A 15,029-nucleotide genomic window follows, 5' to 3' on the forward strand; every position below is an offset into this window, starting at 1 on the left:
CCGCGGCACCGGGTTCGGCCCGCATCAGTGCTTGCGCTGGTTCTCCGGGTGGACCTTCTTCTTCCGGAAGGCGCCGGCGACCATGCCGGCGACGCCGAGCCCGACGGCGCCCAGGCCGACCGGGGTGCTCAGCGACTCCAGCGGGCTGGGCTGCTGCGCCAGCGCCGCGTGCACGGGGGCGGCGGCGGCCGTGGTGGCGGTGACCACGGGCACGCTCGCCGCACCGGCGCTCACGACGGACAGCCGGATGCTCCGATGAGCGATGCGGCTTCGCACGAGCACGCCTCCTCGACGAGTCTTCGCACACTGGTCGTGTCTACCAGAACTCGATGAACACTCTTCTGGGCTAAAGAAATGACCCCGTTGGGTGAGGCCGCCGCTGCGAGGTCACCACTGCGAGGTCACCACTGCGCAGCCACGCGGATGATATTGACGCCGGCAGCCGCCGCTGCCGGGGGCCGCGCTGATCGGCGAGCTCCAGGTCACCGCCGCGTTCCAGCGGTCCCGCCGGCGAGCGCGGTCAGCGCGGCACCGCGTCGCGGACTCCCCCCGTTCACCACATGTTCCACAGATGTTCACCGGCCTCCCCGGCGTGTCGCCGCCTCGGGCCGGCGCGGCCGGCGAACCGGACCGCCGGTTCCGGGGCTGCTCGCGCCGGGACTGCTGGTGCCGGCACCCCTCGTGCTCAGCGCGGTGGACGCCGTGTTCCTCCCCGCGATCGACGTGACGCCACCGCGCACCGCGCCACCGCGCCGCCGGAAACCGCGGAGCCCGGGGTGCGCCGACCGGCACGTCGGCGCACCCCGCGCGGTTCGGTTCCCGCCGCCCCACCGCGCTGGGGCGCGGGTGCTCAGGACGCGGCCGCGGGCAGCGGCTGGTACGTCGTGCCGCGCTGCCGCGCCGGGCGGTCGATGCGCCCGGCCAGCTCGTGCAGCTGCTCGATGGTGCGCTGCGAACCGTGCTCCGATCCGGCCATGCGGCTGATCGTCTCCTCCATGAGCGTGCCGCCGAGGTCGTTGGCCCCGCCGCGCAGCACCTGCAGCGTGCCCTCGTCGCCGAGCTTGACCCAGGAGCACTGCACGTTCGGCACGCGGCCGTGCAGCAGCACCCGCGCCATGGCGTGCACCGCGCGGTTGTCCCGCGCGCTCGGGCCGGGACGGGCGATGCCCGCCAGGTAGATCGGCGCGTTGCGGTGCACGAACGGCAGCGGCACGAACTCGGTGAAGCCCGCGCCACCGTGCTCGGCCGCGGTGTCCTGCACCCGCGCCAACGTGCGGAAGTGACCGAGCCAGTGCTCGGGGTGGTCGACGTGGCCGTACATCATCGTCGACGACGACGGGATGCCCAGCCGGTGCGCGGTGCTGACCACCTCGATCCACTCGGCCGCGGGCAGCTTGCCCTTCGTGAGCACCCAGCGCACGTCGTCGTCGAGGATCTCGGCGGCGGTGCCCGGGATGCTGTCCAGCCCGGCCCCGGCGAGCTCGGAGAGCCACTCCTCGATGCTCACCCCGGCCTTGGCCGCGGCGCTGACCACCTCCATCGGGCTGAACGCGTGCACGTGCATCTCCGGGACGCGCCGCTTGACCGCGCGCACCAGGTCGGCGTAGGCGGTCACCGGCAGCCGCGGGTCGATGCCGCCCTGCATGCACACCTCGGTCGCCCCGAGCCGCCAGGCCTCCTCCGCGCGGTCGGCCACGTCCTCGGGCGAGAGGCGGTATCCGTCGGCGTCGCGCTCCCGCTGCGCGAAGGCGCAGAACCGGCAGCCCACGTAGCAGATGTTCGAGAAGTTGATGTTGCGGTTGACCACGTAGGTCACGTCCTCGCCGGCCGTGTCCGCGCGCAACCGGTCGGCGATGCCCGCCAGCGCGTCGAGCGCCGGTCCGTCGCAGGTCATCAGGGCCATGGCCGCATCGGCGTGCTCGTGCTCCAGCAGGCTGGCCGGGTCCGCCTCGGCGCGGTCCAGCGCGGCGCGCACGTCGGCGTCGAGGTGCTCCGGTGCGCGCGCGGTCGGCACCTGCGCCCGCAGCTCCTCCCAGTCGCCGTAGACCGTGTCGAAGTCGCTGCGCTTCTCCTCGCTGCGGCCGACCGTGTCGATGGCGGCGTGCAGGTCGGTGCGGCCGATGGACTCGAAACCGCCGTCCGGTTCCTGCCACTCGCGGCCGGTGGCCTCCGCGTCCGCGTCCGCCAGCCCGTCCGCGGCGGCGAGCGCGTCGACGTGCGCGGCCACGCGCAGGTCCAGCCACTGCGTGCTGTCCCCGGCCAGGCCCCGCCGCACGTAGCGCGGGTAGGCGGTGAGGCGTTCGCGCAGCTCGTAGCCGCCGCGCGCGGTCTCGGCGGCGAGGTCGTCGATCTCCGGCCAGGGGCGCTCCGGGTTGACGTGGTCGGGCGTCACCGGGGAGACACCGCCCCAGTCGTCGATGCCCGCGCGCAGCACGAGCTGCTGCTCCTCGCCGATGAGGTTCGGCGGTGCCTGCACGCTCACGCCGGAGGGCATGAGCAGCCGCGCCACGGCGATCGTGGCAGCGAGCTCGTGCAGGTCGGCATCGGGCATGCCGCGCATCGCGGTGTCCGGTTTGGACCGGAAGTTCTGCACGATGATCTCCTGCAGGTGCCCGTACTGGCGGGCGCTGCTGCGCAGGGCCAGCAGCGACTCGGCGCGCTCGGTCGTGGTCTCGCCGATGCCGAGCAGGATGCCGCTGGTGAAGGGCACGGCCACGCGCCCGGCGTCGGTGAGGGTGCGCAGGCGCACTTCGGGCTTCTTGTCCGGGCTGCCGTAGTGCGGGCCGCCCTTCTCGCTGTACAGCCGCTCGGCCGTGGTCTCCAGCATCATGCCCATGCTGGGGGCCACGGGTTTCAGCCGCGTCAGCTCCGACCAGCTGAGCACGCCGGGGTTGAGGTGCGGCAGCAGGCCGGTCTCCTCGAGCACGGCGATCGCGCACGACCGCAGGTAGTCCACAGTGGAGGAGTAGCCGCGGGCCTCGAGCCAGTCGGCGGCCTCCTGCCACCGGTCCTCGGGTCGGTCGCCCAGGGTGAACAGGGCCTCCTTGCAGCCCTGCCGCGCGCCCTCGCGGGCGATCTCCACGACCTCCTCGCGCTCCAGGTACGGGGAGTCCACTTTGCCCGGAACGGTGACGAACGTGCAGTAGTGGCACCGGTCCCGGCACAGCTTGGTCAGCGGGATGAACACCTTGCGGCTGTAGGTGACGGTCCCGGCGCGGCCTTCGGCGAGCAGGTGCGCGTCCCGCGCACGGGAGGCCGCGCCGAGCAACGTCTCCAGGTCGTCGCCGCGGGCGTGCATCAGCGTCGCGGCTTCGGTGCTGTCGAGCGCGGCCCCGTCGGTGGCCCGACGCAGTGCGCGGCGCATCGCCGAGGCAGTGGGAGCCGGATCCTCCGGGGCTTGTTCGTGTGCTGACATGTCGCCGACTGTATGCGTCTGGGCGGCCCCGCGGGCATCACCTGAAAAGTGCCCTCGACCTCATCCGAAGAGCGGTTGCACCACCCGGGTCGGCCCGCTCCGCGGCACCGCCGTCCGCGGTCCTCGCCCGAGCTCACCGCGAGGCGGTACCGAGTTGCCCCCGCCCGGGCGGGCCGCGACGCTCGGGAACGGCCAGGGAGCTCACGACTCCGCGGACGGGAGGCACGCATGGCGAGCTCGGGGACGTTCGTGATCGTCGGTGCCGGCATGGCCGGGGCGATGGGGGCGGAGGCGCTGCGCGAGCAGGGGTTCGAGGGGCGGCTGGTGCTGCTCGGCGACGAACCGGAGCTGCCGTACGAGCGGCCCCCGCTGTCGAAGGACTACCTGCTCGGCTCGGCCCCGCTCGAATCGGCCCGCGTGTTCGAGCGGGACTGGTACGAGCAGCACGACGTGGAGCTGCGCCGCGGCGTCACCGTCGGCCGGTTGGACCGGCACGCGCGGACGCTGCACCTGCCCGGCGGGGAGCTGCTCGACTACGACCGCCTGCTGCTGACCACCGGTGCGCGGCCCCGGGTGCCTCCGCTGGGCGGCGGCGCGGCCGCCGGGGTGCACACCCTGCGCTCGACCGCGGACGCCGAGCGGTTGCGCCCGGCCGTGACCGGTGCGGAGCACCTCGTGGTGCTCGGCGCGGGGTGGATCGGTCTGGAGGTCGCCGCGGCCGCGCGGCAGCACGACGTCCCGGTGACCGTGGTGGAGCAGGCCTCCCTGCCGCTGTCCGGGGCGCTCGGCCCGGAGAACGGGGAGGTCTTCGCCGACCTGCACCGGCAGCACGGCGTCGCGTTCCGCTTCGGCACCTCGGCGGTGGAGCTGCGCACCAGCGGGAACGGCCCCACCGGGGAGCACCGGGTCACCGGGGTGCGCCTGTCCGACGGCGACGTGCTCGCCGCCGACGCGGTGCTGCTGGCGACCGGGGTGGAACCGAACACCGAGGTCGCCGCGAGCGCGGAGCTCCGGGTGGACGACGGGATCGCGGTGGACGAGTCGCTGCGCACCAGCGATCCGAACGTCTTCGCCGCGGGCGACGTGGCCAACGCCCACCACCCGCTGCTGGGGCGTTCGCTGCGCGTGGAGCACTGGGCGAACGCGGGGAGGCAGCCGGCCGTCGCCGCGGCGGGCATGCTGGGGCGGCAGGCCCGCTACGACGCGCTGCCCTACTTCTTCACCGACCAGTACGACCTGGGCATGGAGTTCACCGGGCACGTGACGCCGCGCGAGTACGACCGGGTGGTGTTCCGCGGGGACGTCTCCGCCCGCGAGTACGTCGCGTTCTGGCTGCGGGAGGGGCGCGTGCAGGCGGGGATGAACGTCAACGTCTGGGACGTCGGCGAGCAGATCGAGGCGCTGGTGCGCTCCGGGACGCACGCCAGCCCGGACCGGTTGGCCGATCCGGACGTTCCGCTGGCGGAGATCGCGGGGGCCTGATGCGCCGACAATTCCGGAATGCGCACCGCGTCCGGCGCCTTCCGGGAATATTCCCGCACGGTCTCCCGATCGCGGCGACCCCGAAAGAGCAGCGGCAACTCCGAAAGAGCAACCGGAGAACACCTTCGTGGCACCGCTCTGGATCACGGCGCGCGGGTTTTGTGATGATCACCGCACGGCTTCGACCGGGCCCGGCGGAGCACCCGTTTCGATGATCCGCACCGGTGCGGCGATTCCCACCGGCGCGGCGATTCCCGCCAGTCCAGAATTCCGCGACGCGCCAGGGAGCCACGATGTCGGGACGCATCACGAAGATCGAGTTCGAGATCCAGACGGCCACGGAGGACCGCGCCTCCGACACGTTCGACGCCGCACCCGGCGTCGATCACGCGGAGAACCGCGTTTTCCTCGGCATGGGCGGACGCGAGTTCACCTGCTCCACGGAGAACGACGACTTCCGCGCCGGAGCGACCGATCTCTTCGTTTTCGGGGGCGACGCGAACGTCATCAATCCCGACATCAACGATCCCGGGGAGATGGAACTCGAGGACATCCACAACTACCCGATGTACCTCCGCTTCCACCGGTTCTCCGACCAGTCCGACGAGTGGTGCGTCGAACGCGCCGAGATCACGGTGCACACGGTGAACCAGGACGAGGCCTACCGTCGCGAGGTCCTGGACGGTGACGGGCTGCAGTGGCTCGGCAGCCGGTCCGGCGAGGTCCTCCACCTGCGCTGACCGCGAACCGCACCACCCGCGGTCCGCGATCGCACCACCGCGGACCGCGCACCAACACCGCACTCGCAGCACGCGCGCGCCGCGGCACGCCGGGAACTCCGGCCCGCCGCGGCGCGCGCGTGCGCACCGGCGACCTCCGCCCCCGCGTTTCGGAACATCCACGTTCCCGGCCCTCCTCCGCACCCGGAGCCACTGCCTCCCGGACCCCGCATCCGGTCGGGAGATGTTCCGCCCGGCGGGCACCCCTCGCTCCGGTCCGTCCCGCCCGGAGGGAAAACATAGTCATCATTATGTCTTGACATGCACCGTGGCATGGGACACAGTCCGTGCAACCGCGATTCGCCCGGACCAGCATCGACGGTGCGCAGCGCCCGGCACCGAGCACTCCCCGCGAACCGCGCCGGCAGCGAAGCCCGATGACGGCACCGCGACGCGTCGCCCCCGCGGTGCCCGACCGAGTGGAGGTAGCGCTCATGAGTGGCGCCCCGACGAGCCCCCCGCACAGAACCCTGCCCGCCGACCGCCCGGGCCCGCACACGAAACGTCTGGGCATGGTCGCCTTCGTCGCGACCATCGGCGGGCTGCTGTTCGGCTACGACACGGGTGTGATCAACGGTGCGGTGGAGCCCATGACCACCGACCTCGGACTCACCCCCGTGACCGAGGGCTTCGTGGTCAGCATCCTCATCTTCGCGGCCGCCTTCGGCGCGGCGGTGGGCGGGCGGCTCGCCGACCGGCAGGGCCGTCGGACCAACATCCTCATGCTCGCCGGGATCTTCGTCGTCGGCACGATCGGCTGCGCCCTGTCCCCCACGTGGCAGGTGCTCGCCGCGTTCCGCTTCGTCCTCGGGTTCGCCGTCGGCGGCGCCTCCGCCACCGTTCCCGTCTACCTCGCCGAAGTCGCCCCGGTGGAACGCCGCGGCAGCCTGGTCACCCGCAACGAGGTCATGATCATCTGCGGGCAGTTCGCGGCGTTCGTCATCAACGCGATCATCATGACCGTCTGGGGCGAGCACGCTTCGGTCTGGCGGTACATGCTCGTCGTCGCCGTGATCCCGGCGTTCGCCCTGCTGATCGGCATGCTGCGGATGCCGGAGAGCCCGCGCTGGCTGTCCGCGCAGAACCGCGACGACGACGCGCTGGCCGTGCTCGAGCAGGTCCGCTCCCCGGAGCGCGCGCAGGCCGAGATGGACGAGGTCCACGAGCTCGTCCGCGAGGAGCAGCAGGCGCAGACCGGCGGATGGGCCGACCTCGCGGTGCCGTGGGTGCGACGACTGGTGATCATCGGCGCGGTGCTCGGGATCTTCCAGCAGTTCACCGGCATCAACTCGATCATGTACTACGGCACGCAGCTGCTGCAGACCGCCGGGTTCTCCGGCGACGGGGCGATCGTCGCCAACACCGCCAACGGGCTGTTCAGCCTCCTCGGCATCACCGTCGGCATCATGCTGATCAACAAGCTCAACCGGCGCACCATGTTCCTCGGCGGTTTCGGGCTGATCACCCTGTTCCACGTGCTGGCCGGGGCCGCGGCGCTGCTGCCGGAGAGCCCGGCCAAGCCCTACCTCATCCTGGCCTGCCTCGTCGGGTTCGTGTTCTCCATGCAGGGCACGCTGGGGCCGCTGGTGTGGCTCGTGCTCTCGGAGATCTTCCCGCTGAAGCTCCGCAGCTTCGCCGTCGGCGTGTGCGTGTTCGTGCTGTGGATGGCCAACGCGTGCGTCACCTTCGGCTTCCCGCCGGTCGTCGCTTCCCTCGGGATCACGCCGACGTTCTTCATCTTCGCCGCGATCTCCGCGATGGGCGTCCTGTTCGTCCTCGCCGTCGTGCCGGAAACCCGCGGCAAGACCCTCGAGCAGTTCGAGGACGAGTTCCGCGCCCGGCACGGGTGACGGGCGCACCGACTCCGCAGGGAGGTTTTCGCGATGACGATCCTGGTCGCCGTCCCGGACAGCGAAGAGGGGCGTTCAGCCCTCGACGCCGCGATCAGCGAGGCCCGGGACCGGGCGACGGACCTCGTGGTGGTGAACCTCGCGCTCACCGAGCTCGAGACGCCCGCTTTCCCGCCGGAGCTGCGCGTCGACGTGGTCAACCGCGAGGGACGTGACGACCGCGACCCCGCCGATCGGGTGCTCGACGAGCTCGAGGACCGCGCCGCCGAGCGGTTGGTGATCGGGCTGCGCCGCCGCTCACCGGTCGGGAAGGCGCTGCTCGGCAGCATCAGCCAGCGTCTGCTGCTGCACTCGCCCGTCCCCGTCCTCGCGGTCAAGCCGCCCGCGGAGCAGGCGTAGCGGAGACCGACCGGCCGCCGAGCGCCCCACCGGAGGCCGGTCGGCGCGGGTGGGCCGCACGTCCGCGGAACGCGCCGGCCCGGTCCGCTGCTCGACAGCCCGGTCCCTGCGCAGCGGACCACCGGCAAGGGAGCCGGGCAGCCGGGCCGTCGGGCACGGACACCTGCGGGACGGCCCCGGTGTCCCGCGGCTCACCCGGGCGGGCGGCAGCGGACCTCGCCGTGCGGGATGGCGAACCAGCCGTCGGGGTGGGCGGCCCACTCCCGCCACGCCGCCGAGATCTCCGCGAGCTCCTCGCGGGTGGCGTGCCCGCCGGCCACGGCTTGCTCCGCGATGCGCGAGTCGAGGATGCGCTGCGCCCACATGCCGCCCCACCACGCGCGTTCCTCCGGGGTGGAGTGGCACCAGATGGAGGCGCTGGGACGCACGTCCACCGCTCCCGCCTCGTGCGCCCAGGCGAGCAGGTGGCGGCCGCCGTCGGGCTCGGCGCCGTTGGCCCGCGACACGGCGCGGTAGACGGCCTGCCACCGGTCGAGGCGCGGATCCGCCGGGTACCAGAACGCGGCCGCGTAGTCGGTGTCGCGCACCGCGACGACCCCGCCCGGCTTCGCCACCCGCAGCATCTCGCGCAGCGCCGCGACCGGGTCGGGCAGGTGCAGCAGCACCTGGTGGGCGTGCACGATGTCGAACGCGTCCGCCCCGACCTCCAGCGCGGTCGCATCGCCCCGCGCGAAGGCCACGTTGTCCAGGCCCGCCGCGTGCTCGCGGGCCTGCTCGAGCACGGCGGCCGCCGGATCGATGCCGAGGACCCGCCCGGGGGAGACCCGAGCTGCCAGGTCCGCGGTGATCGTGCCGGGGCCGCAGCCGACGTCGAGCACGCTGCGGCCGGGGCGCAGCTCGGGCTCCAGGTAGGCGGCGGAGTTCGCCGCGGTCCGCCACTGCTGCGAGCGGACCACGCTCTCGGCGTGCCCCTGCCCGTACTCCCGCTCCGCCGCCACGGATCCGACCGTAGGAACGCTCTCCCAGGATGCGCAACGATCTTCCTGGAATGTGGACTCGCGGCCGGCATTCCGGGTTTCGCCGGGGCTTCCCCGCGCGCCGAGCAGGCGCCGCCCGAACCCCGGACCCGGGGCCGGGGCACCGGTCACCGATCGGGGCGCCGAGCGGCACCCGCATCGCGGCGGAACGCCCCCGAGGTGCCGCGTGACACCGCGCACAGCCGCTCCACCGGCGCCCCCGCCCGCGGAACCTGCCTCGCCCACCCGTCGGGAAAACGTTGGTGCGCTGCGCATTCGGTGAAATTCAACCCCGCGGAACCGCTCGGGCGAGGCGACCCCAGAAGGGGTTCCGACCACGTCGAGACGTTATCGGCACGTGACATGTACATCTGTACATCGACGCTCTTTCTGGCTATGGTTCCGAACCTGTTCTGACAGCGACACGGAAGGGAAGAACGTGCCTGCCGAAACACGTACGAACGGCGACGAGAACCCCCGACCACCGAGCGCCCGAACGGGCACGCGGAGCATGGTCAAGATCGGAGTCTTCACAGTCGTACTGGCGGCGGCTCTGATCTACGTCGCGGTCGCCGAACCGGATGTTTCCTGGCCCGGCCTGATCGCGATGCTGGTTTTCTACGCCCTGTTCTACTGGCTGGGCGCTTTCGTCGCCGCCCGGCGCGGCGGCGGACTGGCGAACACGATGGTCGCGGGTCGGAACATGCCGCTGTGGATCGGCGTGTTCACCATGACCGCCACCTGGGTCGGCGGCGGATACGTGAGCGGAACCGCGGAATCCACTTTCAACGATGGCATGGCCTGGGCACAAGCACCGTGGGGTTACGCGGCCAGCCTGCTGATCGGCGGATTGTTCTTCGCCAGGAAAATGCGCCGCGGGCGCTTCACCACGATGCTGGACCCGATCGACATCCGGTTCGGCAAGCAGGCGGCGGGCCTGGGAGCCATTCCCGCCGTGCTCGGCGAGATCTTCTGGACCGGAGCCATCCTCACCGCCCTGGGAACCACGTTCGGCACGATCATCGGCCTGGACTTCAACGTTTCCATCATCCTCTCGGCCGTGATCGCGATCGCCTACACGGTGGTCGGCGGCATGTGGTCGGTGGCGATCACCGACGTCGTCCAGATCATCGTCATCTTCATCGGACTCGTCGTGGCGGTCCCGCTGGCGGCGAGCACCGTCGGCGGCCTCGGCGAGGCGTGGACGGGCTACACCGCCGACTTCGGCTCCTACTCCTCGCTGTTCCCGCCGCTGACCGGCTGGGACGACCCCGAGTGGGGGCACACCTACTGGGAGTGGTGGGACTCCGGACTGCTGCTGGTCTTCGGCGGCATCCCGTGGCAGGTCTACTTCCAGCGGGTGCTGTCCTCCAGCAGCCCGGCCAACGCGCGGCGCCTGTCGCTCGGCGCGAGCGTGATGTGCGTGCTCGCGGCCATCCCGCCGGTGCTGATCGGCATCATCGCCACGGCGGCCGACTTCCAGGCCGAGGGCGCTCCGCCGCTGGAGAACCCCTCGCTGGCGCTGCCGTACGTGCTGCGCTACCTGCTGCCCACCGGCGCGGCCGCGCTCGGGCTCGGTGCGCTGGCCGCGGCCGTGATGTCGTCGGTGGACTCCTCGGTGCTGTCGGCCTCCTCGCTGACCGGCTGGAACGTGTACCGGCGCCTGATTCGCCCGGACGCGGGCCCGGACCGGGTGCAGAAGACGATCCGCAGGCTGATCGTGGTGATCGGCGCCGCGGCGACGCTCCTCGCGCTCAACGTCGCCAGCGTCTACGACCTGTGGTACCTGGCCAGCGACCTCATCTACGTGCTGCTGTTCCCGCTGCTGGTGTGCGCGCTGTTCGTGCCGTTCGCCAACCGCATCGGCGCGCTGAGCGGGTTCGTCGTGGCCGCGGTGCTGCGGCTCTCCGGCGGTGAGGCGACCTTCGGGCTGGACCCGTTCCTGCCCTGGCCGTGGATCGAGGACGGCACCGTGCAGTTCCCCTTCCGCACGGTGTCCATGCTGGCCGCCCTGGCCACGATCGTGCTCGTCTCCGCGCTGACGCGACGCGTCGCGGCTCCCGTGCCGATGGCGGCGCTGGAGCCGGACACGCCGGAACGCGCCGAGTGGGGCAACGACATCGAGGAGCCCCCGGCCGGCGAGAGCTCGAACGGCAGCGGCTCGAACGGCAGGGAGGCGGACGACGGGGAGACGACCAAGGCGAACGCCTGACCCCGGCGTGCTCCGGTCCCGCCACGTGGCGGGACCGGAGCAGCTGCCGGTGCGGGGCGACACTCGGCGGTGCGGTGCCTTCGCCGCGGTGATGGTGGCGGCCTTTCCGCGATTCCGGGAGTGGCGGCGACGCAGTTGCAGGCGCGGATCGGCGTTCGTGCGTTCGGCCGCGGAGTCCGCGAAAATCCTCCCGCTGGCGGGATCACGAAGCAGTTCCGCGGCTCGCGCGGCGCCCCGGGGTACTTGCGGGGGTCAGGCCGCGCACAGGAGTCCCCGCGTCTCGAGAACGCGTTTCCTGAAGTACGGGTTGCGGATGCTGGGAGCACTCACCGCACCGACCGACTGCCGAGGATCCGCTCGAGTCCCTCCTCCAGGTCGAAGTAGGTGCCGAAGTAGTCGAACCCCGGACCACCGTCGAACTCGACGAGTACATCGACGTCGCTGCAGGAGGCGTCGAACGCGCCCTCAGCGGCGGAGCCGAAGAGAGCGAGCCGGCGTACAGACAGCTCCCGGCACAGCTCTTCGATCTCGTGCCGCTTCTCCTCGATCACCTCGTGCACGACCTCCACCTTCCACCCGGGATTCTGCCCGGCCGGAAGGCCCACCCGCGAGCAGTTCCGCTACAGATCGAACGTCGCTGTCACCGGCGCGTGGTCGGACCAGCGCTGGTCGTAGCTGGGAGCCTTCTCGACGGTGACGTCGGTGGCCGCCTCCGCGATCCCCGGAGTGGCGGCGACGTAGTCGATCCGCCAGCCGGAGTCGTTGTCGAAGGCCTTGCCGCGGTAGGTCCACCACGAGTACGGGCCCGGCCCCTCGGGGCGCAACCGGCGCAGCACGTCGACGTAGCCGAGCTCGTCGAACACCCGCGTCATCCAGGCCCGCTCCTCGGGCAGGAACCCGGCCTCCTTCTGGTTGGCCTTCCAGTTCTTCAGGTCGATCTCCTGGTGCGCGATGTTCCAGTCGCCGCACACCAGCACTTCCCGCTCCTCCGCGGCGGCGCGCTCGCGCAGGCCCGAGAGGTGGTTGAAGAACTCCTTCATGAACCGTTCCTTCTCGTCCTGCCGCGAGGTGCCCACCTCGCCGCTGGGCAGGTACAAGCTGGCGACCGTCAACCCCGGGAAGTCCGCCTCCACGTACCGGCCGCTGCTGTCGAACTCGGCCGAGCCGAAGCCCACGCGCACCTCGTCCGGTTCGGCGCGGGTGTACAGCGCCACCCCGGAGCGGCCCTTGTCCGAGCTCGGCGCGAGCACGGTGTGCCAGCCGGTGGGCTCGATGACCTTCTTCGACAGCTGCTCGTGCTCCGCCCGCGTCTCCTGCAGGCACACGACGTCGGCCCCGGTCCCGGCCAGCCACTCGACGAAGCCCTTGCGCGCCGCCGCGCGCAGGCCATTGACGTTCACGGTCGACACAGTCAGCACGCCGCCCACGGTAGCGTGCCGCGCTCCGAGCCCGGAGGGCGACACCCCAGTTGACTGGAACGGTTCCAGTGTGCGCAATTTTCATGAAAATTGGGCGCCACGACCCCGGCGAGCACCCCGAAAACCGAGGCACGTGGATACGTTTTCGCAGGTGATTCCACATTTCACGCGAGATGCACCGCGGTGCGGAATGCACTCGCGCAGGGGACAACGATGATCACTCGAGGGGGTTGGTGCGACCGGGGAAGTCAGCCGCGCCCGCCGACCACGCGCTCAGGGGCGGTGCGGCGACCGCTCGGAGTCGGCGCGCACGCGGTGCCACCCCCTGCCCCACCGGCGGCGGGAGCGCCGCTTCGGCGCCGCGGGGCGTTGCCACAACCACAGGCACACCCGGGCCCCGCCGAGGCTGGACCGGTCCAGGACGATGCGCCCGCCGGTGGACTCGGCGACGCGGCGCGCGATGTCCAGCCCGAGCCCGGTGGACCCGGCGCTGCTGCGGCCGCGCCGCAGCGCCTCGTCCTGCTCCGGCACGCCCGGTCCGGCGTCCTCCACGACCACGCCGACAACACCATCGTTGCGCTGCAGGGACACGACGAACTCGGTGCCCTGCGGGGTGTGCCGGAACACGTTGCCGACGACCGAGTCGACGGCGGCGCCGAGCTCGGCCCACGGCACGGGCACCCGCACCTCGGCGTCGGCGCCGCGCAGGCACCACGAGCGCCGCTGGTCCTCGGCCAGCGCGGACCAGAACTCGAGCCGCGCGCGCAGCACCGCGGCCGCGTCGCAGTCGCAGTCCTCGCCCGGTTCTGCCCGCCGCGCACCGGAGATGACCGCGTCGACCTCGCGCTCCAACTGGTCGATGGCCTGACGGGTCTGCTCGGCCGCGGCGTCGTCACCGAGCTCGCCCGCGTTGAGCCGCAGCGCGGTCAGCGGGGTGCGCAGCCGGTGCGACAGGTCGGCGGCCAGTTCCCGCTCCTGGGTGAGCAGCTGGTCCACCCGGGTCGCCATGGTGTTGAACGCGTGCCCCGCCTCGCGCAGCTCGGCGGGCCCGCTGGGGTGCACCCGCGCGGTGAGGTCGCCGGCGCCGAGCGCGGCGGAGGCTTCCGCCAACCGGCGGGCCGGGCGGACCACCCGGGCGGCCAGCCGGTCGGTGAGCAGCACGGACCCTCCGACGAGCAGGCAGCCGACCCCGCCGAGGACGAGCCACGCCCACAGCGCGCCGCGCTGCTGCTCGCGCGGGACGAAGACCTCGGCCAGCGCCGCGTCGTCCCCGCCCGGGTTGCGCCCGCCCAGCACGAGCGGTTCCACGACCGCGGTACCGCCGCGCACGGCCACCCGCTCGGTCCGGTTCCGCGCCCGGGCGGCACGCAGCGCACCGGCGGGGGCGCGGCTCGGGCCGATCAGCGCCCCGTCCGGCAGGTGCAGCGCCAACCGCCCCTGCTCGCCCGCCCGCGTGCGCGCCACGGCGCGCTCCACCGCGGCCCGGTCGGGACCGGCCGCCAGCACCGGTGCGAGCGCCGCGGCCTGCTGCTCGGCTTCGGAGACGGCGCGCTCGCGGGCCACCTCGCCGATCAGCAGGACGAGCGGGACGAGGAAGGCGAGCACGATCAGCGAGCTCACCGCGCAGGCGACGAGCGCGAGGGCGCGCCTCATTCCGGGGCCACCAACTTCACGCCCACCCCGCGCACCGTGTGCACGTAGCGGGGCTCGGCGGCGCTCTCGCCGAGCTTGCGGCGCAGCCAGGACAGGTGCACGTCGATGGTCTGGTCGTCCCCGTAGGACTGGTGCCACACCTGGGCCAGCAGTTCGCGCCGGGGAACGACGCGGCCGGGCCGGGCGGCGAGGTAGGCGAGCAGGTCGAACTCGCGGCGGGTGAGGTCGAGGTCCGCACCGTCCGCGTGCGCCGTGCGGCTGTCCAGGTCCACTTCGATGCCGCCGACGCCGAGGACTCGGGCGGGCCGGGCTCCGCGGGTCCTGCGCAGCACGGCCTCGATGCGCGCGTTGAGGTGCTCGCTGGAGAAGGGTTTGACGACGTAGTCGTCCGCTCCGGCGTGCAGCAACCGCACGATCTCGCCCTCGTCGTCGCGCGCGGTGGCGACGACGACGGCCACGTCGGAGACTCCGCGGATCATCTTCAGCGTTTCGGCACCGTCCAGGTCGGGCAGTCCGAGGTCCAGGATTACCAGGTCGGGGGCGTGCTCCGCGATCTCGCGCAGCGAGTCCAGCGCCGTGCCGACGCTGCGCACCACCAGGTCGCGGGCGCTGAGGTCGCGGATGAGCGCCGCCCGCACGACCGGGTCGTCCTCGACTACCAGAACCACTGCCATACGTCCGGACGCTACCGGCATAAGCGAGCTGCATTCACTTTCTGGTCGCGCCGGTGCGGCGCGGACGGCGGCGCCAACCGCGCGAACACGCCTCAGCACGGCGCGTGCAACGCGGATTCCGCCGCTGCGCG

At 72.4% G+C, this 15,029-nt stretch carries 12 protein-coding genes; 5 read left to right on the forward strand and 7 right to left on the reverse strand.

Annotation, left to right across the window (positions count from 1 at the left end; genetic code table 11):
- Window positions 1–24 precede the first annotated feature (24 nt).
- Window positions 25–282: a hypothetical protein gene (locus tag ACVGV0_RS20130; protein ID WP_459157246.1), complete on the reverse strand. Its 258-nt coding sequence runs from the start codon at window positions 280–282 to the stop codon at window positions 25–27.
- A gap of 568 nt (window positions 283–850) precedes the next feature.
- The gene (locus tag ACVGV0_RS20135; protein WP_459157247.1) at window positions 851–3,415 is read right to left on the reverse strand and encodes a bifunctional FO biosynthesis protein CofGH; all 2,565 of its coding nucleotides are present in this window, start codon (window positions 3,413–3,415) and stop codon (window positions 851–853) included.
- A gap of 228 nt (window positions 3,416–3,643) precedes the next feature.
- Between ACVGV0_RS20135 and ACVGV0_RS20140 the strand changes: the two genes are divergently transcribed.
- From ACVGV0_RS20140 to ACVGV0_RS20155, 4 genes are all read left to right on the forward strand, one after another.
- Window positions 3,644–4,897, forward strand: a complete 1,254-nt coding sequence (locus tag ACVGV0_RS20140; protein ID WP_459157248.1) for an NAD(P)/FAD-dependent oxidoreductase — start codon at window positions 3,644–3,646, stop codon at window positions 4,895–4,897.
- A gap of 293 nt (window positions 4,898–5,190) precedes the next feature.
- A complete protein-coding gene (locus tag ACVGV0_RS20145; protein ID WP_459157249.1) occupies window positions 5,191–5,637 on the forward strand; it encodes a hypothetical protein in 447 nt (148 codons plus the stop codon).
- A gap of 473 nt (window positions 5,638–6,110) precedes the next feature.
- Entirely contained in the window at window positions 6,111–7,526 is a 1,416-nt protein-coding gene (locus ACVGV0_RS20150; protein WP_459157250.1) for a sugar porter family MFS transporter, read from the forward strand.
- A 33-nt stretch (window positions 7,527–7,559) separates the two neighbouring features.
- The gene (locus tag ACVGV0_RS20155) at window positions 7,560–7,925 is read left to right on the forward strand and encodes a universal stress protein (protein ID WP_459157251.1); all 366 of its coding nucleotides are present in this window, start codon (window positions 7,560–7,562) and stop codon (window positions 7,923–7,925) included.
- A gap of 191 nt (window positions 7,926–8,116) precedes the next feature.
- On the opposite strand, the gene ACVGV0_RS20160 is transcribed toward ACVGV0_RS20155, so the two are convergent.
- A complete protein-coding gene (locus tag ACVGV0_RS20160) occupies window positions 8,117–8,923 on the reverse strand; it encodes a methyltransferase domain-containing protein (RefSeq protein ID WP_459157252.1) in 807 nt (268 codons plus the stop codon).
- Window positions 8,924–9,452: 529 nt separating this feature from the next.
- Here ACVGV0_RS20160 and ACVGV0_RS20165 point away from each other — a divergent pair.
- Window positions 9,453–11,153, forward strand: a complete 1,701-nt coding sequence (locus tag ACVGV0_RS20165; RefSeq protein ID WP_459157253.1) for a high affinity choline transporter 1 — start codon at window positions 9,453–9,455, stop codon at window positions 11,151–11,153.
- Between the two features lie 326 nt (window positions 11,154–11,479).
- On the opposite strand, the gene ACVGV0_RS20170 is transcribed toward ACVGV0_RS20165, so the two are convergent.
- From ACVGV0_RS20170 to ACVGV0_RS20185, 4 genes are all read right to left on the reverse strand, one after another.
- A complete protein-coding gene (locus tag ACVGV0_RS20170; protein ID WP_459157254.1) occupies window positions 11,480–11,713 on the reverse strand; it encodes a nucleotidyltransferase family protein in 234 nt (77 codons plus the stop codon).
- 60 nt (window positions 11,714–11,773) lie between these two features.
- Window positions 11,774–12,571 (reverse strand): exodeoxyribonuclease III, encoded by a 798-nt coding sequence (locus ACVGV0_RS20175; protein ID WP_459157255.1) that lies wholly within the window; start codon window positions 12,569–12,571, stop codon window positions 11,774–11,776.
- Between the two features lie 273 nt (window positions 12,572–12,844).
- A complete protein-coding gene (locus ACVGV0_RS20180) occupies window positions 12,845–14,224 on the reverse strand; it encodes a HAMP domain-containing protein (RefSeq protein ID WP_459157256.1) in 1,380 nt (459 codons plus the stop codon).
- Entirely contained in the window at window positions 14,221–14,898 is a 678-nt protein-coding gene (locus ACVGV0_RS20185) for a response regulator transcription factor (RefSeq protein ID WP_459157257.1), read from the reverse strand. The genes ACVGV0_RS20180 and ACVGV0_RS20185 overlap by 4 nt, the downstream gene beginning before the upstream one ends.
- Window positions 14,899–15,029: the final 131 nt, after the last annotated feature.

Source organism: Salinifilum ghardaiensis (genome assembly GCF_054491345.1).

Excerpts from the sequence above, each read along its gene's own strand:
- ACVGV0_RS20135 (WP_459157247.1), bottom strand. The coding sequence starts at position 3,415 with ATGTCAGCACACGAACAAGCCCCGGAGGATCCGGCTCCCACTGCCTCG.
- ACVGV0_RS20140 (WP_459157248.1), top strand. The coding sequence starts at position 3,644 with ATGGCGAGCTCGGGGACGTTCGTGATCGTCGGTGCCGGCATGGCCGGG.
- ACVGV0_RS20145 (WP_459157249.1), top strand. The coding sequence starts at position 5,191 with ATGTCGGGACGCATCACGAAGATCGAGTTCGAGATCCAGACGGCCACG.
- ACVGV0_RS20150 (WP_459157250.1), top strand. The coding sequence starts at position 6,111 with ATGAGTGGCGCCCCGACGAGCCCCCCGCACAGAACCCTGCCCGCCGAC.
- ACVGV0_RS20155 (WP_459157251.1), top strand. The coding sequence starts at position 7,560 with ATGACGATCCTGGTCGCCGTCCCGGACAGCGAAGAGGGGCGTTCAGCC.
- ACVGV0_RS20165 (WP_459157253.1), top strand. The coding sequence starts at position 9,453 with ATGGTCAAGATCGGAGTCTTCACAGTCGTACTGGCGGCGGCTCTGATC.
- ACVGV0_RS20180 (WP_459157256.1), bottom strand. The coding sequence starts at position 14,224 with ATGAGGCGCGCCCTCGCGCTCGTCGCCTGCGCGGTGAGCTCGCTGATC.
- ACVGV0_RS20185 (WP_459157257.1), bottom strand. The coding sequence starts at position 14,898 with ATGGCAGTGGTTCTGGTAGTCGAGGACGACCCGGTCGTGCGGGCGGCG.